General features: G+C 63.4%; 16 protein-coding genes. 8 read left to right on the plus strand and 8 right to left on the minus strand.

The window, feature by feature from the left end; genetic code table 11:
* Nucleotides 1-26: 26 nt before the first annotated feature.
* The 4 genes from EI290_RS08135 to EI290_RS08150 all read left to right on the plus strand — a co-directional run bounded on the left by EI290_RS08135 (nucleotide 27) and on the right by EI290_RS08150 (nucleotide 6,799).
* Nucleotides 27-677, plus strand: coding sequence for an HAD family hydrolase (locus tag EI290_RS08135; RefSeq protein ID WP_125428540.1), 651 nt, complete (start codon nucleotides 27-29; stop codon nucleotides 675-677).
* 306 nt (nucleotides 678-983) lie between these two features.
* Nucleotides 984-2,246, plus strand: coding sequence for an acetate and sugar kinases/Hsc70/actin family protein (locus EI290_RS08140; RefSeq protein ID WP_148103624.1), 1,263 nt, complete (start codon nucleotides 984-986; stop codon nucleotides 2,244-2,246).
* A gap of 153 nt (nucleotides 2,247-2,399) precedes the next feature.
* Nucleotides 2,400-2,816: a hypothetical protein gene (locus tag EI290_RS08145; RefSeq protein ID WP_125428545.1), complete on the plus strand. Its 417-nt coding sequence runs from the start codon at nucleotides 2,400-2,402 to the stop codon at nucleotides 2,814-2,816.
* Between the two features lie 197 nt (nucleotides 2,817-3,013).
* The gene (locus EI290_RS08150) at nucleotides 3,014-6,799 is read left to right on the plus strand and encodes a PAS domain-containing protein (protein WP_125428547.1); all 3,786 of its coding nucleotides are present in this window, start codon (nucleotides 3,014-3,016) and stop codon (nucleotides 6,797-6,799) included.
* Nucleotides 6,800-6,874: 75 nt separating this feature from the next.
* Here EI290_RS08150 and EI290_RS08155 read toward each other — a convergent pair whose 3' ends face one another.
* Nucleotides 6,875-7,612 carry a LytR/AlgR family response regulator transcription factor gene (locus EI290_RS08155; RefSeq protein WP_185816900.1) on the minus strand — a complete coding sequence of 246 codons (738 nt, stop codon included), beginning with the start codon at nucleotides 7,610-7,612 and terminating at the stop codon, nucleotides 6,875-6,877.
* A 303-nt stretch (nucleotides 7,613-7,915) separates the two neighbouring features.
* On the opposite strand from EI290_RS08155, the gene EI290_RS08160 reads away from it, so the two are divergent.
* The 4 genes from EI290_RS08160 (at nucleotide 7,916) to EI290_RS08175 (ending at nucleotide 10,783) form a co-directional block, all read left to right on the plus strand.
* Nucleotides 7,916-8,311 (plus strand): hypothetical protein, encoded by a 396-nt coding sequence (locus tag EI290_RS08160; protein ID WP_125428551.1) that lies wholly within the window; start codon nucleotides 7,916-7,918, stop codon nucleotides 8,309-8,311.
* Between the two features lie 36 nt (nucleotides 8,312-8,347).
* Nucleotides 8,348-8,782 (plus strand): hypothetical protein, encoded by a 435-nt coding sequence (locus EI290_RS08165; protein WP_125428553.1) that lies wholly within the window; start codon nucleotides 8,348-8,350, stop codon nucleotides 8,780-8,782.
* Nucleotides 8,783-8,956: 174 nt separating this feature from the next.
* Nucleotides 8,957-10,339, plus strand: coding sequence for an alpha/beta hydrolase family protein (locus EI290_RS08170; RefSeq protein WP_125428555.1), 1,383 nt, complete (start codon nucleotides 8,957-8,959; stop codon nucleotides 10,337-10,339).
* A 48-nt stretch (nucleotides 10,340-10,387) separates the two neighbouring features.
* Complete coding sequence (locus tag EI290_RS08175; protein WP_125428556.1) at nucleotides 10,388-10,783, plus strand: LytR/AlgR family response regulator transcription factor; 396 nt, start codon at nucleotides 10,388-10,390, stop codon at nucleotides 10,781-10,783.
* A gap of 18 nt (nucleotides 10,784-10,801) precedes the next feature.
* On the opposite strand, the gene EI290_RS08180 is transcribed toward EI290_RS08175, so the two are convergent.
* The 7 genes from EI290_RS08180 to EI290_RS08210 all read right to left on the minus strand — a co-directional run bounded on the left by EI290_RS08180 (nucleotide 10,802) and on the right by EI290_RS08210 (nucleotide 22,887).
* The gene (locus EI290_RS08180; protein WP_125428558.1) at nucleotides 10,802-12,853 is read right to left on the minus strand and encodes a glycoside hydrolase family 127 protein; all 2,052 of its coding nucleotides are present in this window, start codon (nucleotides 12,851-12,853) and stop codon (nucleotides 10,802-10,804) included.
* Between the two features lie 121 nt (nucleotides 12,854-12,974).
* Nucleotides 12,975-14,828: an NPCBM/NEW2 domain-containing protein gene (locus EI290_RS08185; RefSeq protein WP_125428559.1), complete on the minus strand. Its 1,854-nt coding sequence runs from the start codon at nucleotides 14,826-14,828 to the stop codon at nucleotides 12,975-12,977.
* An 88-nt stretch (nucleotides 14,829-14,916) separates the two neighbouring features.
* Nucleotides 14,917-16,668, minus strand: a complete 1,752-nt coding sequence (locus EI290_RS08190; protein ID WP_125428561.1) for a family 43 glycosylhydrolase — start codon at nucleotides 16,666-16,668, stop codon at nucleotides 14,917-14,919.
* A gap of 179 nt (nucleotides 16,669-16,847) precedes the next feature.
* On the minus strand, nucleotides 16,848-18,548 hold the full coding sequence (locus tag EI290_RS08195; protein ID WP_125428563.1) for a sodium:solute symporter family transporter: 1,701 nt from the start codon (nucleotides 18,546-18,548) through the stop codon (nucleotides 16,848-16,850).
* Nucleotides 18,549-18,858: 310 nt separating this feature from the next.
* Nucleotides 18,859-20,349: an L-arabinose isomerase gene (araA, locus tag EI290_RS08200; protein WP_125428565.1), complete on the minus strand. Its 1,491-nt coding sequence runs from the start codon at nucleotides 20,347-20,349 to the stop codon at nucleotides 18,859-18,861.
* A 139-nt stretch (nucleotides 20,350-20,488) separates the two neighbouring features.
* Complete coding sequence (locus tag EI290_RS08205) at nucleotides 20,489-21,190, minus strand: L-ribulose-5-phosphate 4-epimerase (protein WP_125428567.1); 702 nt, start codon at nucleotides 21,188-21,190, stop codon at nucleotides 20,489-20,491.
* Entirely contained in the window at nucleotides 21,187-22,887 is a 1,701-nt protein-coding gene (locus tag EI290_RS08210; protein ID WP_221766241.1) for a ribulokinase, read from the minus strand. Before EI290_RS08210 ends, EI290_RS08205 begins: the two co-directional genes overlap by 4 nt.
* Nucleotides 22,888-22,971: the final 84 nt, after the last annotated feature.

The raw sequence follows: 22,971 nt of genomic DNA on the forward strand, positions 1-22,971 counted from the left end.
CTGGCCCTCTCCTACTTACGCCCTGCATGAACGCATTTATTTTTGACCTCAACGGCACCATGATTCACGACATGGACTACCACACCCAGGCCTGGCAGCAGCTGCTGAACGAGGACCTGGGCGGGCAGTTCACTCACGAGCAGGTGAGGCCCCAGATGTACGGTAAAAACCAGGAAGTACTGGTGCGCATGTTCGGCCCCGACCGGTTTACGGAGGAGGAGATGGTGCGCCTGGCCCTGGAAAAAGAGAAACGCTACCAGCAGGCCTACCGCCCCCACCTGCGGCTGCTACCGGGGCTGCCGGAGTTTCTGGCGCGGGCTCACCAGCAGGGTATTCCGATGGCCATTGGCTCGGCCGCCATTCCGTTCAACATTGATTTCGTGCTCGATACGCTGGATATCCGCCGCTACTTCGCGGCCATCGTCTCGGCCGACGACGTGACCATCAGCAAGCCCCACCCCGAAACCTTCCTGAAGGCCGCCGCGCAGCTCGGCGCAGCTCCCGCCGACTGCCTCGTGTTCGAGGACGTGCCCAAAGGCGCCGAAGCGGCCCTGAACGCCGGTATGCGGGCCGTTATCCTGACTACCACCCACGAGCCGACGGAATTCGCCCACCTCCCGAATATCCTCCACTTCTCCCCCGACTACACCGACGCATTTGTGCAGGGCTTGGTGTAGAGTACTTGTAGAACTATCTGTGGGAGTGTATAAACGACGGGCTGAGGTGGTCAAGGCCTGTTTCCGCCAGGTTTCAGGGCAGCTTTTGTAAGGCGCTGAAATGCCTGGCTACCGCCGGTGCCCTGCCAGCGCCGGCGGGCGTTTGCGGCCGGGGTAAGGAGCAGTAGCCACCGGCTCAGTGAACGAGCGGGGGCATTCAGGTAAGATCCGGTGGCATTCGGGTAAAACCTACCGAACAGGCGGGCGGGGGTGGTAGGTTGCGGACAGTTTAGGTCACTTGTTTCGCCTTACCCCTACCCCATGAGCATGCGTTTGTATCTGTATCTATTGTGCTTTCTGCTACTAGCTATAGGCGGGCAGGTGCACGCCCAGGCCCCGGCCGGAGCCAGCGCCGCGGCCTGGTTTGAGCTTCGCGACAACGAGCTGCGGCTGCACACTGGCAGTCAGAGCCAGGCTGTCACCAAAAATGTAGTGCTGCCCAATGGTACTCGCCTCGACTACCGAACCCATACCGCCGTGCTGGCCGATGGCCGGAGCGTACTCCTGCACGAAGGAGACCGGGTAAGCCTGAATGGCACCATCAACGCTGCCCAGCAGTCCGCCGAGCAGTCTGCTCCCACGCCGGCCGCCGCTGTAGCAGCCCCGGCTGCTGCCGCCCCGGCTACGCCGGCCGCCGCCGCTACCCTAACGCCCGCTGCGGTGGCGCCGCCCACCGTGGCCCCTGCTGTGGTGCCTGCTGTGACTGCCAGACCCACTGCTACGGCCTTTACCTATCAGCCGGCGGCACCCATTAACGGGCGGCTGAAGGGCGTGGTGGAGCTGGGCGCCAGTGGTTTCAACTCCTTTATTGTGCGCATCGACGGGCAGAAACGCTGGGCCCTGGAGCGCGCCGAATACGGCAACAGCCTGGTAATGGAAAATATTGCCACCCCCGATGATGTGCGCCGGGGCCTGAAGGCCTACATCGGCCAGATGCTGGACTACGGCGTGGGCGGGCGCGACATTCATTTCGTGGTGAGCTCCGGGGCGGCGCTGGCCGACGTAACCAAGCGCATTGTGCCGGCACTCAAAGAGTTGGGCTACGTGGTGCATATGGTAACGACCGAGCAAGAAGGTATTTATGGGCTCCGGGCTGCGCTGCCAGCTGGTTTCTCGGGCCGGGCCTTTGTGCTGGATGTGGGCTCAGGCAACACCAAGCTGGCTTGGCTGGACCACGGACAGCCCCGCACCGCCGACACTTACGGCGCCAAGTATTACCAGCAGCAGATTGATGCGGCCACCGTGGCCGGCAGTGTGCGGGCCGCTGCCCGGCAGGTGCCGGCCAGCCAGCGGGCCACCTGCTTCGTGCTGGGCGGCGTGCCCTACGAGCTGGCCAAAACCAGCCGTCAGGGCCAGGAACGCTACACCCAGCTTTTGCCTCCAGCCGAGTACACCCGCTCCGGTGGCGGCGCCAAGCTGGCGGCCGGGCTCAACATTTATTCCGCTGTGGCCGAAACCACCGGTTGTCAGCAGTTTGTATTCGACTGGGCTGCCAACTTTACTATTGGCTACCTGCTCACGCTGCCTTAGCGTGGGCAGAAAACGGCGTAGCGGTGCCTAGTGCAGCCGCTACCCACTCTGACCGGGTATACCAGTTTCCCTACCCGGCGGGAAGTATCTGTGAGGGTCGGCGCTACCGGCTTGGCCCGCCCGCATTTTTTCTATACCCAGTTACACATCATTGTGCGCTCATATCTACCAGGCATTCTGCACTTCACCAATTCCTTGGGCCAGGTTGTTCATTACCCCTCCGACTACGTGCAGCTGGATTGGGAAGTGTACCCTATGGCCGGCAGCTCCTTCCGCGACCTGCTGCAGCAGGGCCGGGAGCTGTGTGCCCAAACCGGCCTGCACCGCCTCTACACCGACCACCGGGGCATGCCGCCCGTGTGGGTGGAGGACTGTGCCTGGATAACCAGCGAGTGGCTGCCCCAGGTGGCGGCCAGCGCCCCCGGTTGCCGCCTGGCCTTAGTAGAAACGGCTACCATTCTGGATAGCGCCGGCTTGCGCGCCACCGTGGAACAGGCGGAGATGCTGGGAGTCACGGTGGCCTGTTTCGAATCGGAAGCTCCCGCCCTAAACTGGCTGCGGGCCAATTGAGCGCCCCAAGAGGGTCTTTGGAAGGCATCAGCAGGTCTGAAGTCTTCAAGCCTGCTTTTTTTGGTGTTGCTGGATATTAAGCCGGCCGGCCCGGTAAAGCCAGGGGGCCATTAAGGGGGGAAATCCGGTAGTTCGTGGGGTTTCTCTGGCAAGATGTGGCTGCCGTTACCGAACTTAAAGGGCTCACTAGCCATACCATGGTACCTACCACCCCACCCCCTGCCCTTCCTGATCCACTACTGCTTCAGGTAGCCGACCACCTGCCCGACGGCCTGCTGCTGGTAGATGCCAACGACTGCGTGCTCCTTGTAAATGCGCAGTATTGTACTTTGTGGGGGCTGCCCGCCGAGCCCGCCCGCTGGCAGGGCCGGCCGGTGGCCGAACTGCGGGCCGCCGCTTTACCCCTGCTGGCCGACCCCACGGAGGCGCTGCGGCAGCGGGAGCAGCTACGGGCAGCCCCCCAGCCCCGCCACCGTAGCCCCCTGCCACTTACCGATGGCCGAATTCTGGAAATAGACTACGTACCCCTGCCCACCGGCACCCTCGTGTACGCCCGCGACGTGACGGCGCGGGAGCAAGCCCTGGATGAATTGCGTGACATCTCCAGCATACCTCTGCAAAACCCCAACCCTATTGTGCGGCTTGGGGCCGGCGGCGAGCAGCTTTTCGCCAATGAGGCCGCCAACTCTTTCCAGGCCGCCCTGCCGCCCCAGGAAGCCGACGCCCTCAACGGCCGCCTGCACGCCCTGGCCCTGGCCGCCCTGCGCGCTGGTGCAGTGCAGGAGCAGGAATTAACTGGTGGCACCCGGCATTTTCAGGTGGTAGCCCGGCCCGTACCAGAGCGCCAGTACGTGAACCTGTACCTGGTTGATATCAGCGCCCGGTATCAGGCAGAACAGCAGCTCGACCAGCAGCGAATTTTCTACGAAACCCTGCTGGATGCCCTGCCAGTGGAAGTGGTGGTACTGGATGAGCAGCAACGCTACGTGTACACCAACCCGGCCGCCGTGCCCGATGCAGCCCAGCGGGCCTGGTTGCCGGGCCACACCCTATCCGAATATGCTTCTACCTACCGTCTGCAACTGGCCGAGTTGGGCCAGTTGCGGGAAACGTACTTCCAGGAAGCTTTGCGCACGGCCGAGGCCCTGCCTACCTGGGAGGAAGCATCGGCCGGTTCCGGCGAAACGCATTACTTCCTGCGCAGCTACCGCCGCTTGCCGGCCGTGGCCGGGGCTCCCCTGCGGGTGCTGGGCTATGGCCTGGATGTAACGGCTCATCACCGCGCCGAGCAGCGGGTAGCTGAGCAGCGGGCATTTTACGAAGCTATTCTCAATACCCTCCCCAGTCAGGTAGCTGTGCTGGACGCCCAGGGCCGTTATTTGTTTATGAATGCCCGGGGAATGCCCAATACCGCTGCCCGCCAAGCCATTCTCGGCCATACCGTGGCCGAATTTACCGCCCGCCTGGGTTGGCCGCCGGCCGTGGCCGAGCGGCGGGCCGGCTACTTCCGCCAAGCTCTCACCAGTGGAGAGCCTCAGGTGTGGCAGGAAGCTACTACTAACCCCGCTAACCGCCAGCCCCAGCACTTCCTGCGCCATTACCAACCAGTACTGAGTACGGCCGGGCAGCTGCAGTTTGTTATTGCTTACGGCACTGATATTACGGCCCGCGTGGCGGCCGAGGAAGCCCTGCGCCAAAGCGAAGAGCGCCTGCGCGAGCAGCAGCAGTTTCAGCAGCTGGTGCTCGACACCACCCCCGACCCCGTGTACGTGCGCGACACCGAGGGGCAGATTATTTTCGGCAACTATGCCCTGGAACTGCTGAAAGAGGCAACCATTCGCCTGCAAACCCTGGCCGAGCAATATCCCGATGGCCCCGAGGCCGCCGAACTGGCCCACTACTCCTCAGCCGACGCCCAGGTGTTGGCCACGGGGGCCGAGGTGCGTACCGAGGACCGGCTGACCATGCCCGACGGGCAAGTGCGCTGGTATCAGACCATTAAGCGCCCCCTAACTCGCTCCGATGGCACTACTCACATTCTGGGGGTAAGCACCGACATTACGGCCCTGAAAGAGGCCCAGCAAACCCTGGAGTACAATCAGAAACGCTACCACGACCTGATGCACTATGCCCAGGCCCTGATCTGCACCTACGATATGCAGGGTATTGTGCAGTCGGTGAATCCGGCGCTGGCCCGGCTGCTGGGCCGCGCGGAAAGTGAGCTGCTGGGCCGACCCGTGCAGGCCTCTTTACTACCAGCCGACCAGGCCGATTTCAGCGCCTATCTGGCGCGCATTGCCGCCGAGGGCGAAGCCCAGGGTGTGCTGCGGATACAGCCCCTGGGGCACGAGCAACTCCATTTTTTGCTGTACCACAACTTTGTGGTACGCGAGGCCGGACAGCCACCCTATATCATTTCCCACGCCCAGGATATTACGGAACGGGTGCAGGCGGAGGAAGAAATGAAGCGGGCCAAGGAAGCCGCCGAAGCCGCCGCCCAGGCCCGGGCCAACTTTCTGGCCAATATGAGCCACGAAATCCGGACGCCCCTGAACGGGGTGCTGGGCATGGCGGCCCTGCTGGCCAAAACCCGCCTCACCACTCAGCAGCGCGAGCAGGTGCAGATTATCCGGTCCTCGGGCCGCCACCTGCTGGGCGTAATCAACGACGTGCTGGACGTGGCCAAGATTACCTCCGGCAAGGTAGAGCTGGAGCAGCAACCCTTTCACCTCTGCGACGCGGTGGGTGAAGCCCTGCAGCCGCTGCTGCTGCAGGCCGAGCAGAAAGGCTTGCTCTTCCACACCCGCTCCCTGCACGACTCCTGCCCCCACCCCTGGGTGCTTGGCGACGCCCAGCGCCTCAACCAGGTGCTTATCAACCTGGTGAGCAACGCCATTAAGTTTACCCCTATCGGCGGCCAGGTAAGCGTGGCTGGCCGGGTAGCCGCAGAAACGGCCACCTCTCTCACAGTGGAATTTCAGGTGGCTGATACCGGTATCGGAATTGCGGCCAACAAGCTGAATTCTATTTTCGACAGCTTTACCCAAGCCTACGCCGACACCGCCCGCCAGTTTGGGGGCACGGGCCTGGGCCTGGCCATCAGCCGGGCCCTGGTGGAGCAGATGGGTGGCCGGCTGACGGTAACCAGCCAGCCGGACCAGGGCAGTACGTTTACGTTTCAGCTTACCTTGCCCAAAGCCGAAGAGCCGGCCCGGCCGGCCACCGCTGCGCCGCTGACCAACGTGCTGCAGGGCCTGCACGTGCTGCTGGTAGAAGACAACGCCATCAACCGCCTGGTAGCCCGGCAAATGATAGAGGCCTGGGGCGGCACGGTTACCGAAGCCGTGGATGGCCCCGTGGCCTTGGCCCTGTTTGAGGAGCAGGCTTTTGATATAGTGCTGATGGACATTCAGCTACCCGGCCTCAGCGGCCTGGACGTGACACTGCAGCTGCGCCGCCACCCCAATCCGCAGCGGGCCGCTACGCCCATTCTGGCCCTTACCGCCAATGCTTACGCCTCCGATGCCCAACAGTATCTGGCCGCCGGCATGAACGACTTCCTGGCCAAACCCTTCGACGAGGAGGAGCTATGCCGCAAGCTGCTGGCCCTGCGCCCGCCCGCGTCCCGCCCCTACGACCTGAGCCGCTTTCAGGCCCTGGCCCACGGCAACGCGGCCTTTGTTCCGGCTGTTATTCGTCACTTCCTCACCGATATTCCACCGGCCCTGGCGCAGCTGCACGCGGCCCTGGAAGCCGGCAGCTGGCCCGAGGTGGGCCGGCTGGTGCACTACATCAAGCCCAACCTGGAAGCCCTGTCCATTGCCGATACCGCCGGCCCTTTAGCTACTTTGGAAACGGTGCGCCTGCTGGAGCCCGGCACCGGGGCCGAGGAGGAAGTTCTGCGCCAAGCCGTACGGCAACTGCACGCCGCCGTGGAGGCCGTACTGCCCCCCCTGGCCCAGGAGCTGGCGGGCATGGAGTAACAGGTGAGGAGGCTACAAATAGAACGTCGAGCCGCGCGTGGGCACAGCCGTGCCATCCCGTCACTTGTCACCTCCTCACAGGCTTTTCATTCGGCCAAACAGCGCAGCCTCGTAGCTTTTGCCCACGGGTACCTCGTAGGAGCCTAGTTGCAGGTGGCTGTCGGCCAGGCTGTCTACCTGGTGCAGATTGACGATGTAGGAACGGTGTACCCGCAGGAAGTTGGTGAAGGGCAGGCGCTCCTCCAGGGCCTTGAGCGTGCTGAGCACAATGTGCTTGCGCGAGGCCGTAACAATGGTGGAGTAGGCCGACATGGCCTCAATGTAAAGCACGTCGGCAAAATTGAGGCGCACCAGCTTGTTATTGGTTTTTATGAACAGGTGCTGGTCGTTGGGGGCGGCGGGCTGCAGCTCTCCGGCTGCTTCGGCTTCCGGCTGAGGCCGGCGCTGCTCCCGCACCCGGGCTACTGCCTGCAGGAAACGGGCATAGTCAAGCGGTTTGAGCAGGTAATCGGCCACGGGCAGGGCAAAGGCATCGACGGCGAACTGGGGGTGCGAGGTAACCAGCACCACACTGGGAGCCGGGCGAGGCAGCAGGCGCACCAGCTCCAGGCCCGAGAGGTGGGGCATTTCAATATCAAGCAGTAGCAAATCGGGGCGGGGCTCCTGCTCCAGGCGGGGCACCAGCTGCACGGCATCGGGCAGGGAGGCCAGCAGCTCCAGCCCCTCCGTAATGCGCACGAACTGCTCCAGGGTCAGCCGGTTGATGGCATTGTCGTCGGCAATGATGCAGCGGAGGGGAGCAGGAGCAGACATAGCGGTACAGGAATAGAGACGTGAGGATAGGTCCAGCCACAGGCTACCTGCCGGGCAAGGTACGGTCTGGCTGTAGCCCATGCAACCCGCGCAGGTTGAATGCCCGGCCGGCCCGGCCCAACCCCGGCCCTGGCTCGCCTAACGCCCATCTGCCGTAAGCTCCACCGTAGCCATGGCAGCTTGGGGCACTCACGGCCCACATTCAATAAAGAAACAGCCTGGTTCGGGTAATTCCCCGGCGGGCCAGGCTGAACAGCGCTAGGTTTGAGAAGTCGATTTGTCTCAACCTCAAGCTTCTGCGTCATGATAACTCCTTCACCCCGTTTCCGCTATTACCTGGCTTTTACGCTGCTGGCCGTGCTGGTGGTTCTGCTCCGGCTGTCGGCCCAGGCCGGCTCTCCCCCCGCCGGCACGGTTCAGCAGCGGGCCCTGGCTTACAGCCGCTACCTGGCCCCGGTGCTGCGGCTGCATCCGCACCAGTTACAGGCCATGCAGCATCATATTGAACAGCACCTGACCACGCTGGACTCGCTGGCCGCTCAGCCTACTGCCCCAGCTGCCGCTTACGCCCAGGCAGAGGCCCGCTACCTGACCAATGCACACCTGGTTCTGACCCCAAGCCAGTACACTGCCCTGCTGCTGCTGCGCGAGCGGCCGGCCACGGCTCCCACTCCCTACATAGCTGTAAGCACCCAATAAGCTCTTGCTCCTACCGCTTTTTCACGACTTCTCCTGATGAAATACCCTACTCTTTGGGCCGCCTGCAACCTCAGCATCCTGCTGCTGCCAGCCTTGGCCGAAGCCACGGAGGGCCCCCTGGCCCCACCCCGGAACCCGGTTCCGGCTACCGAGGCTGCTGTGCGCCTCGCCCCCACCGCAGCTACGGTAGTGGCCCCGGCTTTTCTGGATGGCTACGTGCTGGGAACGGATGGCCTGGCCCTGCCGGGCGTAACGGCCCGGGTAGTGGGCACTCCCCACATCGTAGTTAGCAACGCCGATGGTATGTTCCGGCTGCCACTGCCGGTATTTACTGGGCAGCCCATCCGGGTTATTTGCAGCTACGCCGGCCTGGCCGACTGTGAGGTGGTGCTGGCCCCGCGGCAACGGGTAATCAGCCTGGAAATGCTGGAACACGCCCGGCTGCTGACCGTGGCACGCCGGAGCCGCTAAGCGGGCCGCCGGCTCCGCTACTCCACTACAAGCTCTGGTCAGCTTACGCAACGCCCCGCCCTGCCTGACACCGGCCCTGCACTACCGGGTTGGCCGCGCTTCTAAACTCCCTACTGTCACCTGGCGGCCTGGGTTCCCCGCTCACTGTCGATTCTCCCTTTTTTGCTTCGCCTTATGAAAACGCATATCACGTTGTGGCTGCTGGCTTGCGGCCTACTGCTTAGCCTGAGCGGGCGGGCAGCCGAAGCACCCGCGGCGGCAGCCTCGCTGGATGGCTTGTGGCGGGGGCCGCTGCAGGTACCCGGCGGTAAGCTGGAAGTAATTTTCCGGCTGGTGAAACTCACGGCGGGCGGTTACTATGCCACCCTCGATGTACCCCTGCAAAAAGTCAGCCGCATGAACGTACACGTAGCCCTGCAAGGCGATACGGTGGTGTTTTCGGCGGAGGAAGCTGCCACCCGCTTTGTGGGCCGGCTGGCACCCGGGGGCCGGCAGCTGAGCGGGCAATGGCAGCAACCCGGCTACCACGTGCCCATGACGCTGGATTACAGCACCCCGGCGGCTGCGCCCGGCGGCAAAGTGCGCCTTACCCCACCCTACCGCGAAAATGAGGTGGCCTTCAGCAATAGCGCGGCTGCCCTGCGCCTGGGGGGCCTGCTCACGGTGCCGGCGGGCAAAGGGCCGTTTCCGGCCGTGGTACTCCTGGCCGATGCCGGGCCGCTGGACCGCGACGCGGCTGTGGGCGACTACCGCCCGGTAGGAGCGCTGGCCGACTACCTGACCCGCCGGGGCGTGGCCGTGCTGCGCCTGGATGCCCGCGGCGTGGGCGCCACCGGTGGGGCAGCCAACCCGCCCCTGCTGGAGCGCCTCAGCGACGTGGAAGCGGCCCTGAATTATCTGCGTACCCGCCCCGAGGTAAACCTGGCCCGCCTGGGCGTGATTGGACACGGCGAGGGCGGCAACGTGGCCCTGCTGGTGGCTACCCGCGCCCTGCCACCGGCCTTTGTGGTCACACTGGGGGCTGCCGGCGTGCAGGGCCAGGAGCTGGCCCGGGTGCAGCAAACCACCGTGCTCCGGGCAGCCGGCCTCCCTCAGCCCCAGGTAGAGGTTCTGGTGAAGCGACAGCAGGCTATTCTGGACGTGGTATTTCACACCCGCGACAACCAGCAGGCTCAGGCCATTGTGGCCAATATGCTGCGCCAGGACGACCCCGAGCTGCCGGCTGCTGCGGCCCAGGCTGCCGCCGCCGACCTCACCTCCGAGCACAGCCGCTTCCGGCAGGTGTACGACCCCGTGCCCGCCCTTACGGCGGTGCAGTGCCCGGTGCTGCTACTGAACGGAGCCGCCGACTTGGCCGTGGACGCCGACCAGAACCTGGCCGCTTTGCAGCGGGGTTTGCGGGCCAACCGCGCCGTAACCAGCAAGAAGCTGCCGGGAGTCAACCATTTGTTTCAGGCCGATATGGCCGAGTGGCCGCTGGTGGCCGGGCAGCGGCACCCCACCTTCTCGCCCCAGGCCCAGGAGCTTATCCGGGCTTGGATTATGGAGCGCCCCTAGCGGGGGCGGCCACTCGTCTTTTGCTCTCTCCTCCTTTCCTAAACTGCCATGACGACTCTGCTCCGCTGCCTGATTGTAGATGATAACTCCGTGAACCGGACCCTGCTGCAGCAAATGGTGCGCATCACGCCTGGCCTGGAACTGGTAGGTGCGCTGCCCGATGCCACTACCTGCCTGGCCCTACTGGCCCGCCAGGCCGTAGATGTTCTGCTGCTCGATGTGGAAATGCCCTGCCTCTCGGGCCTGGAACTGGTGCGCCTGCTGGGGCCCCTGGCGCCGGCCGTAGTGCTGGTAACGGCCAGCCCCGAGTACGCTCCGGAAGCCGCCGCCCTGCGCGTAGCCGACTTCCTGCTCAAGCCCTTTTCCTATGAGCGGTTCGGGCAGGCCATCCGGCGGGCCCAGGCGGCCCACCTGCTCGGGCGCAGGCTGCTCGTACGCAGGTAAAGCCACGGGTCAAGCACGCTACTTCCCTACCGTGGCCTCTTTGGACTGGCGGGAAATCAGCTCCACGTCGGTGAGCTGCTGGGGAAACCAGACGGTCATTTCGCCCTTACCGCGGTTGGCCCAGGCGTAGTAAGGAATGGCCGTGAGGGTTTGGCGGGTGGTGCTGATGCTGGTGTTGGCGGCGTCCAGCTGCACGGCGGGCACGGTAGCCTGCAGCTGCATGATGCCGTTGAGCTGCTCGGGCTGGTAGCGGGTAGTGAAGGTGGTAGCGGCGGGCACGATGAGGTTGCCGGCGCGCCCGTGGTTGTCTGCCCACTCGGCGCAGTACACCACCGGGCCGCGCTGCAAAGCCACTTTGCCCTGGTCATCATGCACGCGGGGGTTGGCTACTACCTGGCGTACTTCCATGGGCAGCTTCACCTCCACCAGGTCGTTTTTGCGCCACTGGCGGGCCAGCACGGCGTAGCCCTTGCGGGTGGTGTACTGCACTGGCTTACCATTGATGGTGATGCTGATTTTCTCGGTGGAAGGCATGGCAAAGCGGTACAAATCGGAGGGCATGGCCTCGTTGCGGGCCCAGCCGGGCAGGCGCACCAGCAGGTTGAACTCGGTGGCGGCGGCGGGGCTCATTGTAAACTTCAGGTCGCCCTGCCAGGGGTAGTTGTTGTGCTGGGTGATGCGCACGGGCTGGTTGCCCACCTTCAACTCCGTGGTGCCGCTGATGAACAGGTTAGCGTACACGTCGCGGCCGCTTTGGGCGTACACGTAGCCGGGTAGGGAGGGCATGAGGCGGGCCAGGTTGGTAGGGCAGCAGGAGCAGTCGAACCAGCCGGCGCGCTGGGGCTCCGTCTGGGGGAAGCTGGCGCTGTTGCGGATTTGCATGGCGTTGCTGTAGAAGAAGGATTTGCCATCCAGCCCCACCCCCGAAATAAGGCCGTTGTAGAGCACCTTCTCCAGGATGTCCACGTACTTGGCCTCGCCGTGGAGCTGGAACATGCGCTGGTTCCAGTACACGTTGGCCACCGAGGCGCATGTTTCGTTGTAGGCCGTGGTGTTGGGCAGCTCGTAGTTGGCCCCGAACCGCTCCCCGCCCGGCACTGCGCCGGTGCCGCCCGTCACGTAGAGCTTGCGGGTCACCATGTTCTGCCAGATGCTGTCCACGGCGGCCAGCAGCTGTTGGTCGCCGGTGAGGGCGGCCACGTCGGCCATGGCGGAGTACAGGTATTCGGCGCGCACGGCATGGCCCTCAGCTTCTTTTTGGTCGACGACGGGCTTGTGGTCCTGCCAGTAGGAGCCGTTGCGCCAGGCATCGGGGCTTTTGGGGTCGTAGCCCGCGTACCGGCCGCGCTGGTCGAGGAAGAATTTGGCCGTGCTCAGGTACTCCGGCTTGCCCGTTACGCGGTAGAGCTTCACCAGGCCCATTTCCACAATTTCGTGGCCCGGGGCCACGGCCCGCTTGCCCGGCCCGAAGGTGGCGCACACCAGATCGGCGTTTTTCAGGGCAATGTTGAGCAGGGTTTTCTTGCCGGTGGCCTCGTAGTGGGCCACGGCGGCCTCGTAGAGGTGGCCCGAGTTGTAGAGCTCATGGCTCAGCTCCCGCTCCTTCACCCACCGCTCCGGCCCGGCCCAGTCGTGGGGGTGGGCCGGATCAATGGTGCGGGCCGTGTACAGGTAGCCGTCGGGCTCCTGGGCGGCGGCTACTTTCTTGATCAGCGCATCCATGTACGCATCCAGCTTCTCATCAGGGTAGAGCCGGAGCGAGTACGAAGCCCCTTCAATGGTCTTGTAGATGTCGGTATCATCGAAGGGGAAGATGGTGGCGAACTTGCCCTGGCGGGCGGCGGCCATTTCAAAGTTCTTTACCCGGTTGGTGGCCTCACACCGCTGAAACGACGCCGGAATGGTCACCTCGGTATTGGTCTTGAGCCTAGGCAGCCAGAAGTTATCCGCCAGCTGCACTTTCGTGAAGGAAACGGCCTGAATCGGGTAATCGGAGCGCTTACCGGTTTGCGCGGCAGCCTGCGTACTGAGCAGGCCGAGCAGCGCCAGGGAAGAAAGGATATGGTTCATGAAACAGAAGGAAAAGCGGGAACGATGTAGAGACGCACCACTGTGCGTCTCGCCGTTGAACGATGACGCCTGAACAACTTATTTCAAATACTCCGCTTAACAGAACAAGCCACCTGGGGCTCTACCTTCGGGCAGCGGAAACACGATAGAGCCGGGCCCCGTGTCGGCGCACGTAGGGCGCAAACTCACCCGCCACGCCGTCGGTGGTGTGGCCGGTCCACAGGTCGCGCACGGTGCAGGGGCCGCGCAGGCCTAGCTGCGCCAGCGCCACCGGAATCCGCACCGAGTCGGCGGGCATGGGTCGGAACGGATTTTGGGTGAACACCAGAAACTGCAGCGTGCCGCCGGTATTCTGGGCGGCCCCGGCGGCATCCAGCCCGGCCGTGGCCCGGAAGCGGGTGAAGCCGGCGGGCAGCGCGTAGGTAATCATGGAGTTGGAGTGGGTGCCGATGCCGTCGTCGGCGCGCTGCCCTCCTACCCGCAGCTCCGCCCCCGATACGCTTTTACCAGCCGTAACCTGGCCCCAGCCGGCCGTGGCCGTTTTCCAGGGCAAGGTACTGAGCGGCACGGTTTGGGTACCGTTGCTGAGCATGGGGCGGAGCCAGTCGGCGTGGTCCCAGGCAATATCGTCGCCCCCGTCGCGCACGTTGAGGTAGAGCGTGGTGGCCCCGCTGATGTCCACGTCCACGGGCAGGCTCTGGCCGGGCGTCTGGCGCGTGATAATGGGGCTAGCCCAGGCGGCTTCACTAGCGGGGGCCAACTCCTGGTCCTGCGCATTGAACAGGGCCAGGAACTTGTCGCCGGTTTGGGGGTCGTCGGCGGTCCAGGCAATCAGGTTATTCTCGCGGAACAGCTGGCGGTTGTGGGTGCTGCGCTGGTTTACGGCCAGCACGTCTTTGTTGGTGAGCAGGCTCAGGGTAAACGCGTCGTTGCTGGGCAGGGCACCGCCGAACATGAGCGGGGAGCGGAAAATGCTCCACAAACTCATGAGGGTGTACTGCTCGTCGCGGGTGAAGCGGGTCCTCCGGTCGTCGCCCCGCTCGGCCCGGATGCCCAGGCGGCCCAGGGGCAGCATATCGGCATCCGGAAACGCGCCCACCCCGATGTGCGGAGCCCAGCGGTTGCACACCTCGAAATGCTCCTTGAGCTGCTCCCAGGAGTCCCAGAAGTCGCCCACGGTGCGCCACATGTTGGCATGGGCCGCTACGTGCCGGGCCTCGGCAACGGGCGTTTCGCCGGGCGAGGTGCTGAGCACGATGCGGCGGCCCGAGCGGTCAATGGCCCGCCGGATCATCTCCACTTCCGGCTTGTGGTAGGGCGAAGACAGATCATCGACCTTCACGAAATCGACGCCCCAGCTGGCGTAGAGCTGGAACAGGGAGTTGTAGTACTCCTGCGCCCCGGGCCGGCCGGCTACCACCGTGTACATGTCGCGCAGCCAGCCCGCCTGCCCTTCCTTCGAGTAGATATCAGCGGCCGTGGCCTTGCTGCCGAGGATGGGCAGCCGGCGCTGCACCGCTACCACCGGCACCCCGCGCATGATGTGAATGCCAAACTTCAGCCCCCTGGCGTGCAGGTAATCGGCCAACGGCTTAAAGCCCCGCCCCCCGGCCGCCGAGGGAAACCGGTTGGGCGCGGGCACAAAGCGGCCGTACGCATCAATGTTCCAGGCGGGGCCCTTCTCGTTGTAGCCGTGGGCCGTGTCGTTGCCCACGTACCAGCGGATATCCACCACCACGTACTCCCAGCCGCTGCTTTTCAGGTTGCGGGCCATGTAGTCGGCGTTGGCTTTCACCTCAGCTTCCGTCACGGTGGGACCGTAACAGTCCCAGCTGTTCCAGCCCATAGGTGGCGTGGGAGCCCACTGGTGGAAGTCAGATTTGGGCGGGGCTTGCTGAGCGGCCACGGGTAGGACTGCGGCGGCAGTAGCCACTACTAAACCGGTCAGGAAGCGCGCAAAGGGATATTGACTCATGGGAATAGTTTCCGGGGTGCCGGACGGCGCGCGGGCCGCCGTTGGGGCCCGCACGCCGTCCGGCAGTACGGTCAGATAGTGGTCAGCCTCAATGCACCACCACTTTCTGGGTGGTAGTGCCCTGCGCGCCGCTGACCTGCAGCAGGTACAGGCCGGCCGGCACGTCGGCCTTCACCGGCACCGTGCCCTGCCCCGCACTGCGGCAGCTGAACACCGCCCGGCCCTGCATATCGGTCAGGGTTACAGTAACCGGACCGGCTGCCAGCCCGGCATCGAGCAGCACCGTGAAGCGGCCCCGCTCACTGGGGTTGGGGTACACACTGAACTGCGCGGCCGGAGCCGAAGCTGCCGACGCCAGCACGCGGGCGGCCGTGGCGGGTGCAATGGCCCATTTCTGGCAGTTGTTGCCCAGGTAATCATAGAGGGTCAGCTGCACGCCGGCGGTGGAGGAGCAGGCCGGCACCTCCACCGCCCGGTTGCCGTTCACCGAGGCCAGCACGTAGGTGCCGCCGCTGGCCCGCTCAATCTTGAAGCGCTGGTTGGCCGCGCCGCTGTAGGGGTACAGGTTGAGCCTGGCCCCATTAGCCGAGTTGTTGCCAGCCACATCGGCAGCCAGCCCGGCCCCTACCGTGGAGGTGATTTTATACTCGCCGTTGCCCACGGGCGTCAGGTTCCACTGCTGGCAGTTGAGGCCGGCCGGAGTGCCCTGGGCAATTATCTGGCCCTGGGCCCCGGTGCAGCCCCAGGCATCCCACACCTTGCCGCTGTTCTGGTTGGTGAGGGTGTAGCGGCCGGCCGCCACCCAGTCGCGGGTGATAAAGGGCCAGGCGGCGGCGTCCCAGCCCAGGTTTCCCACGCTCAGGCGGGCGCGGCCGTTCTGGTTGCTGTCGTAGTAGTGATGGGTGAGGTAGTTGGCCCCACCTTCCTGAAACAGGCCCACGTGGCCCGGCCCCACGTAGTTGCCGCTGGTGGCAATAAGCGTAGTGCCGCCGTTCCGGTTCAGGTCCACGCCGTTTTTGTCCAGGTAGGGCCCGGTGATGCTGGCAGAGCGGCCTACCTGAATGTAGTAGGTGCTGCTGGCGCCCTGGCAGCAGGCGCCCTTGTTGATGAACAGGTAGTAGTAGCTGCCGTTGCGCACGATGTAGGGCGCTTCGCTGCCGCTGTTGTTGCGCGTCACGTTGTCGGCTGCCACGTTGCCGGCCAGCCAGTAGAAGCTGGTGCCGGAGCGTTTGCCGGTGCTGCCATCCAGCTTAATCAACCCGATGCCTTTGAAAAACGAGCCGTAGCTCATCCACAGCGCACCACTGGCATCGGCGGTAATAGCGGGGTCAATGGCGTTGATGGCACTGCCGGAGCCGCTGGACACCACCTCGCCCTGATCCACCCACTGGTAGCTGGGGCTGGCCGGATCCAGCGTGACGTTGGTGGCCAGGCCGATGGTGGATACGCTGGAGCCAAAGGTGGAAACCGAGTAGTAGAGGTAGAACTTGCCGTTGCGGTACACGCACTCCGGGGCCCAGAAGTCGCCGGAGAAGCCGGGCACTTTGCTCTTGATCCAGCTGGGATATTCGGTGCTGGTAAATACCGGCCGGCTGCCCGACTGCCAGGTCACCAAATCGGTGGAGTACATACCGTAGATGCCCGTGCCAGTGGTGAAAATCCAGTACTTGCTGCCGTCCTTCACAATGCTGGAAGGGTCGTGGCAGTTGTCGTTGCCCTGTAAGGCCCGGGCCGGGAAGCTAAGACCGGTCAGCAGAACCAATAGGAAAGCCAACAGGCTGAAGGTATGAGGGCGGCTTCGTTGTGGGCCGGCCGGGGTGGCGGTAAAAGTGCAGTTCATGGTTGTGGAAATTGGGTTGGAAAAACATAGGAGCGAATACTACAGGAAGCCAAACGGGGGCGTGAATTTGTATCACGCCCCCGTTTTGGTGGAACCGGCCGGGGCCTAAAGGCCACCAGCACCAACTGCTTTTCAGCAGCTCAGAGAAAAGGAACAATGGCCCGAAAGCTGGCCAAAGGCTACCAGAACTTCACGTACAGGGCCGTAAGCAGCAGCATGGTCACCACAATCAGCGACATGGTTTGGGTGCTCACCCGGAACATGCCAGCGTCCAGGTGAATGGCGCGGGGGTTCACCACCGGACCGGCCAGGCTCACGCCCACCATCAACACCATGGTCATGGCAAACGACAGGCCCATGCAAATCAGGAAGGGTATTTCGTACACGCCCTGCGCATTGGGGAAGGCCGTGTAGAGCAGGGTTTCGGGACCCAGCACCGCCGGGGCGTAGTTGTTGAAGAACACCGACAGCGCAAAGCCGGCCAGAATGCCCACAATACCGGCCGTGGCCGTGGTGCGCTTCCAGAACATACCCAGTAGGAACACCGCCAGAATACCGGGCGAGATGAAGCCGGTGTATTTCTGGATAAACTGGAAGCCACCCTCGCCGCCGATGCCCAGCAGGTCTTTCCAGGTCATGGCCACGCTTAGCACCACCGCCGCCAAAATGGTGAGGCGGCCCACCCACACCTGCTTTTTCTCGGTGGCGTCCTGGTTCAGGTAGCGCTTGTAGATGTCGAGGGTGAAGATGGTGGAAATGGAGTTGACCTTGCCCGCCAGCGAGGCCACAATGGCCGCCGTGAGGGCCGCCATGCTCAGCCCCTTCAGGCCGTTGGGCAGGAAGGTGAGGATGGCCGAGTAGGCGTTGTCGGAGTTGAATGCGCCGGTAGAAGCCATTTCGGCCTGCAGGGAGCCGTTCCGGTAAAGCACGTAGGCGGCAATGCCGGGCAGCATCACAATTACGGGCATCATCAGCTTCAGAATTCCGGCGAACAGGATGCCGGTGCGGGCCGTGTGCAAATCGGCCCCGAGGGCGCGCTGGGTAATGTACTGGTTGCAGCCCCAGTAGTTCAAGTTCACAATCCACTGGCCGGCAAAGTACATGGCAATGCCAGGCAGGGCCAGGTACTTATCGATTTCCACCTGGGGCGTGGCCGCCGTAGGCTTGTCGAAAATCATCTTGAAGTGGTCGGGGGCCTTTTCCATAAGGGCATTGAAGCCGGAGAAAGCGCCGCCGCCCAACCCAAACTTGGTACTCACCAGCGAGAGGGCAATGTAGGTGGTCACCAGACCGCCTACCACCAGCACCACCACCTGCACCACGTCGGTGTAGCCTACCACCTTCATCCCGCCCAAGGAAATCAGCAGGGAGAACAGGGCCAGCAGCACGATGATAACGTGGAAACTGTCGCCGCCCACCAGGTTGCTCAGGGCCAGCGCCCCGAGGTAGAGAATGGAGGTAAGGTTGACCAGCACGTACAGGAACAGCCAGAAAATACTCATAATCAGGCTGAGCGTGGAGTTGTAGCGCTGCTCCAGAAACTGCGGCATCGTGAAGATTTTGTTCTTCAGGTACACCGGCATAAAGAACACGGCCACGATGATGAGCACCACGGCCGCCACCCACTCGTAGGCCGCTACGGCCACGCCCACCTTAAACCCGCTCCCGCTCATGCCAATGAACTGCTCGGCCGAGATGTTGGAGGCAATCATACTCGCCCCGATGGCCCACCACGTGAGCGAGCCTTCGGCCAGAAAGTAGTCTTTGGTGCTTTGCTCGGCTTTCTGCTTGCTTTTGTAGATGTAGAACCCGTAGGCCGAAACCCCAATCAGGTACACAAAAAAGACAATCAGGTCAAGCGTAGTCAGGTTATTACGCATGGAAGTTGGTGGGAAGGCAGGCGGTTGAAGTGTGGGAATGGGGAATATTCTGGTGGTCCCGGAACGTCATTCCGAGCGAAGCCGAGGAATCTCGCGTACTGATGTTGTTGAAAAAGAATGTCATGCTGAGCGCAGCCGAAGCATCTCTACCGCTTCGTTCGGGCGTTTCACTAGCCCAGGGTTTAAACCCTGGGCTATGGAGTGGCTACGGCTGTACGGCTGGTTACCTCGGCATCATCAGCACGCGAGATGCTTCGGCTACGCTCCGCTTCGCTCAGCATGACGTTCTGGTTGGCATGACGTTCTGATTTTACCGCTGACTGAAAGCCACGTCGTTGTAGCGAAGCTCGTTTTTGAAGGTGCGCAGCTTGGTTTCCTCGTCGATGATGAGGTACTCGATACCGGCCATTTCAGCGAAGTCTTCGAGGTACTCGGCGGTGAGGTTCTGGCTGTACCCGGTGTGGTGGGCGCCGCCGGCGTGAATCCAGGCGGCTACGCCGGTTTTCAGGTCGGGCTTCACCTTCCAGAGCACGCGGGCCACGGGCAGCTTGGGTAGGTCCTGCTCGGGCGCTACGGCTTCCACCTCATTCACAATCAGGCGGAAGCGGTGGCCCAGATCCACGATGGTGGCGTTGAGGGCGGGGCCGGCGGGGCAGTTGAACACCAGGCGGGCCGGATCAGCCTTGCCGCCAATGCCCAGCGGGTGTACCTGCACTTTCACCTTACCCTCCGAGATGGTGGGGCAAATTTCCAGCATGTGGGAGCCCAGTACCAGCTCGTTGCCGGGCTGGAAGTGGTAGGTGTAGTCTTCCATAAAGGAGTTGCCGCCGGGCAGGCCCGCGCCCATCACCTTCATGGCGCGCACCAGGGCCGCCGTTTTCCAGTCGCCTTCCCCCCCAAAGCCGTAGCCCTCGGCCATCAGGCGCTGGGTGGCAATGCCGGGCAGCTGCACCATGCCGTGCAAATCCTCGAAAGTATCGGTGAAGCCGATGGCCTTCTTCTCTTGCAGGAACCGGCGCATCCCGGCCTCAATGCGGGCCGCATCGCGCAGACCGTCGCGCTGGCTGCCGCCCTCCCGCAGCGAGTCGCCCAGCTCGTATTCCTGCTCGTAGGTGGCCAGCAGCGCGTTTACCTGCTCCTCGCTCACCTCGTTTATCACGGCCACCAAATCGCCAATGCCGTAAGTGTTCACCTCGTAGCCAAACTTAAACTCGGCTTCCACCTTGTCGCCCTCGGTTACGGCCACGTAGCGCATGTTGTCGCCGAAGCGGACGATGCGGCCACCCTGCCAGTCGGCCCAGGCGCAGGCTGCGCGGGCCCAGATGCTCAGGCGCTCCTGCGTGTCGGCGCTCTGCCAGTGGCCCACCACCACCTTGCGCTTCACCCGCATGCGCGACGTGATGAAGCCAAACTCCCGGTCGCCGTGCGCCGATTGGTTGGTGTTCATGAAGTCCATGTCGATATCCGACCACGGAATATCCCGGTTGAACTGGGTGTGCAAGTGGGCCAGGGGCTTCTGCAGAATCTTCAGGCCATTGATCCACATTTTGGCAGGCGAGAAGGTATGCATCCAGGCAATCAGGCCCACGCAGTTCGGGGTGGTGTTGGCTTCCTGAATCAGCTTGTATATCTCGGCTGGTCCCGTCAGTACGGGCTTGTACACCACTTTAATGGGCAGCGCCGAGCCCAGAGCTTCGGCAATCTGCTGGGAGTGCTGAGCCACCTGCTCCAAAGTTTCGGGGCCGTAGAGGTGCTGGCTGCCGGTAATAAACCAGGCTTCGTAGTGGGAAATGTCTAGCATGGGTGAAAGAAGCCGGTTTCAGCTAACACAAACGATAATGTTTACAGTGCAGCAGTCCGGCGGGGTGGTAAGCGTTGAAGAATGTTTTCGGAGAAGAAATGGCGCAGCAGCCCGTTGCAGCAAGCCGCCGCGGCCGGTTTTAGCTTTGGCCGTAATAAGAATGTACGCCGTGCTTGCGCTCGTAGTGCTTCTGAATCAGGGCTTCTTTCAGGCGGGGCACGTCGGGACGGAGGGTGCGACTGAGGTAGGCCATGCGAGCCACCTCTTCCAGCACGGCGCTGTGGTACACGGCTTTTTCCACCGTTTTGCCCCAGGTGAAGGGCGCGTGGTTGCTGAGCAGCACCATTTCCACCTCCTCGGGCGAGAAGCCGCGCCGCTGAAACTCGTTGATGATCTGCCAGCCAGTCTGGTGCTCGTAGTCGCCGGCAATCATCTGGTCATCCATGGGCGGGGCGCAGGGAATGTCCACCGTAAGGTGGTCGGCGTGAGTGGTGCCCAGAATCGGAATGTCCAGCTGGGCCTGGGCCCAGGCCGTGGCGTAGGTGCTGTGCGTGTGCACAATGCCCCCGATATGCTCCCAGTGGCTATACAGCACGGCGTGGGTTTTAGTGTCCGAAGAAGGCCGCTTGCTGCCTTCCACCACGTTATTGGCGAAGTCGAGCACCACAATATCTTCGGCTTTGAGCGTGGCGTAGGGCACGCCGCTGGGCTTAATGGCAAACACCCGCCGCTCCCGGTCCACTACGCTGGCGTTGCCGAAGGTGAAGAGCACCAGCCCCAGAGCCGGCAGCTGCATGTTGGCCTCGTAGCAGGCCTGTTTCAGTTGCTGGTACTGGCTCATGCGTGCTGGGCGGTTACGGTGGCGGCTACTTCGCTGGTCATGGCCGGCGTGCTCTGCTCCACAAACTGCCCGAAGGCCTGGTACTGCTCGTAGCGGCGCTGGTAGTCGGCCACGCGGGCCGGGTTGGGGGTGTAGGTTTCCGCAAAGCCGTTGCCCATGGCCTTCTGGGCCGTTACCACATCGGGGTGAATACCGGCCGCCACGGCCGCGTACATGGCCGAACCCAGGGCGGGTGCCTGGTCCGACTCGGCTACTTTGATGGGGCGGTTGAGCACGTCGGCCAGGGTTTGCATCATAAAGCCCGATTTCTTGGCCACGCCACCCAGCCCAATCACCTGCTTGATGGGAATACCTTCCTGCTCGAAGCGCTCCACAATCTGCCGGGAGCCGTAGCAGATGGACTCCACCAGGGCCCGGAAAATCTGGGGGGCCGAGGTGCCCATGGTCAGGTTCATCAGGGCGCCTTTCAGGGCCTGGTTGGCATCGGGCGTGCGGCGGCCATTTACCCAGTCCAGGGCCAGCACCTGCGAGTCGTCGGGGTGCACGGCGGCGGCGGCCACGTTTAGCTCAGCCATCATCTTGTCGCTGAGCTCCTGGTGCAGTGCCTGCTGCTGCTCCGCCGTCAGTACCGCCGACTGCGGCAGCAAGGTGCGCAGGGGCCACTCCAGCACGCCCCGGAACCAGGCCAGCAAATCGCCCACGGCCGACTGGCCGGCTTCCAGACCCAGCATGCCGGGAATTACGGAGCCATCTACCTGCCCGCAGATACCGGGCACCAGCTTCTCTCCTACTTCGTGCATGGGCGCCACCACAATGTCGCAGGTGGAGGTACCCATTACTTTCACCATCGAGTAGGCCTCAATTTCGCCCGCCACGGCCCCGGCGTGGGCATCAAAGGAGCCCACGGCCACTACCGTATTCGTGGTGAGGCCCAGGCGCTGCGCCCATTCCTCAGAGAGGTGGCCGGCTACTTCGTCGGCGGTGTAGGTTTGCTCGAACAGCCGCTCGCGCAGGCCGCCCAGCTTTGGCTCCAGCAAGGTCAGAAACTCCTCGGAGGGCAGGCCGCCCCAGCTTTCGTGCCACATGGCTTTGTGGCCGGCGGCGCAGCGGCTGCGCTTGAACGTGCTTAGCTCGCCGCCGGTGAGCAGCAGCGTCAGCCAGTCGCAGTGCTCCATCCAGGAATAGGCGGCCCGGGCTACGGCCTCATCTTCGCGCAGCACGTGGGTAATTTTGGCCCAGAACCACTCCGAAGAGTAGATACCGCCCTCGAATTGGGTGAAATCCTCCCCGCCCCAGGTTTTGGCCAGGTGGTTGATTTCGGCGGCTTCGGGCAGGGCCGTGTGGTCTTTCCAGAGCACAAACATGGCGTTAGGGTTATCCTCAAAGCCGGGCTTGAGGGCCAGAGCCACGCCGTGCTCGTCCACGGGGCCGGGCGTGGAGCCGGTGGTATCTACCGCCAGGCCCACAATCTGCTCGGCGGGCACGTTTTGGGCCACGCGGCGCACGGTGGCCTCCAGCCCTTCCATATGATCCAGCGGATGCTGGCGGAACTGGTTTTGGGTGGCGTTGCAGTAGCGCTGCTCTTTCCAGCGGGCATACAAATGCACCGCCTGGGCTATTTCCTGGCCGGTATGGGCATTTACCAGTACGGCCCGCACGGAGTCGGAACCGTAGTCGATACCAATGACGTATTTCATCAAGGGTGAAGTTGTGAGGTTGTGAGGTTGTGAGGTTGTGAGGTTGTGAAGCTGTAGGCCTTGGATTCGGCGTTTCACAACTTC

Source organism: Hymenobacter metallilatus, assembly GCF_003944705.1.
Classification (GTDB): Bacteria; Bacteroidota; Bacteroidia; order Cytophagales; family Hymenobacteraceae; genus Hymenobacter; species Hymenobacter metallilatus.

Excerpts from the sequence above, each read along its gene's own strand:
- EI290_RS08135 (WP_125428540.1), top strand. The coding sequence starts at position 27 with ATGAACGCATTTATTTTTGACCTCAACGGCACCATGATTCACGACATG.
- EI290_RS08140 (WP_148103624.1), top strand. The coding sequence starts at position 984 with ATGCGTTTGTATCTGTATCTATTGTGCTTTCTGCTACTAGCTATAGGC.
- EI290_RS08150 (WP_125428547.1), top strand. The coding sequence starts at position 3,014 with ATGGTACCTACCACCCCACCCCCTGCCCTTCCTGATCCACTACTGCTT.
- EI290_RS08155 (WP_185816900.1), bottom strand. The coding sequence starts at position 7,612 with ATGTCTGCTCCTGCTCCCCTCCGCTGCATCATTGCCGACGACAATGCC.
- EI290_RS08160 (WP_125428551.1), top strand. The coding sequence starts at position 7,916 with ATGATAACTCCTTCACCCCGTTTCCGCTATTACCTGGCTTTTACGCTG.
- EI290_RS08165 (WP_125428553.1), top strand. The coding sequence starts at position 8,348 with ATGAAATACCCTACTCTTTGGGCCGCCTGCAACCTCAGCATCCTGCTG.
- EI290_RS08170 (WP_125428555.1), top strand. The coding sequence starts at position 8,957 with ATGAAAACGCATATCACGTTGTGGCTGCTGGCTTGCGGCCTACTGCTT.
- EI290_RS08175 (WP_125428556.1), top strand. The coding sequence starts at position 10,388 with ATGACGACTCTGCTCCGCTGCCTGATTGTAGATGATAACTCCGTGAAC.
- EI290_RS08180 (WP_125428558.1), bottom strand. The coding sequence starts at position 12,853 with ATGAACCATATCCTTTCTTCCCTGGCGCTGCTCGGCCTGCTCAGTACG.
- EI290_RS08185 (WP_125428559.1), bottom strand. The coding sequence starts at position 14,828 with ATGAGTCAATATCCCTTTGCGCGCTTCCTGACCGGTTTAGTAGTGGCT.
- EI290_RS08190 (WP_125428561.1), bottom strand. The coding sequence starts at position 16,668 with ATGAACTGCACTTTTACCGCCACCCCGGCCGGCCCACAACGAAGCCGC.
- EI290_RS08195 (WP_125428563.1), bottom strand. The coding sequence starts at position 18,548 with ATGCGTAATAACCTGACTACGCTTGACCTGATTGTCTTTTTTGTGTAC.
- araA (WP_125428565.1), bottom strand. The coding sequence starts at position 20,349 with ATGCTAGACATTTCCCACTACGAAGCCTGGTTTATTACCGGCAGCCAG.
- EI290_RS08205 (WP_125428567.1), bottom strand. The coding sequence starts at position 21,190 with ATGAGCCAGTACCAGCAACTGAAACAGGCCTGCTACGAGGCCAACATG.
- EI290_RS08210 (WP_221766241.1), bottom strand. The coding sequence starts at position 22,887 with ATGAAATACGTCATTGGTATCGACTACGGTTCCGACTCCGTGCGGGCC.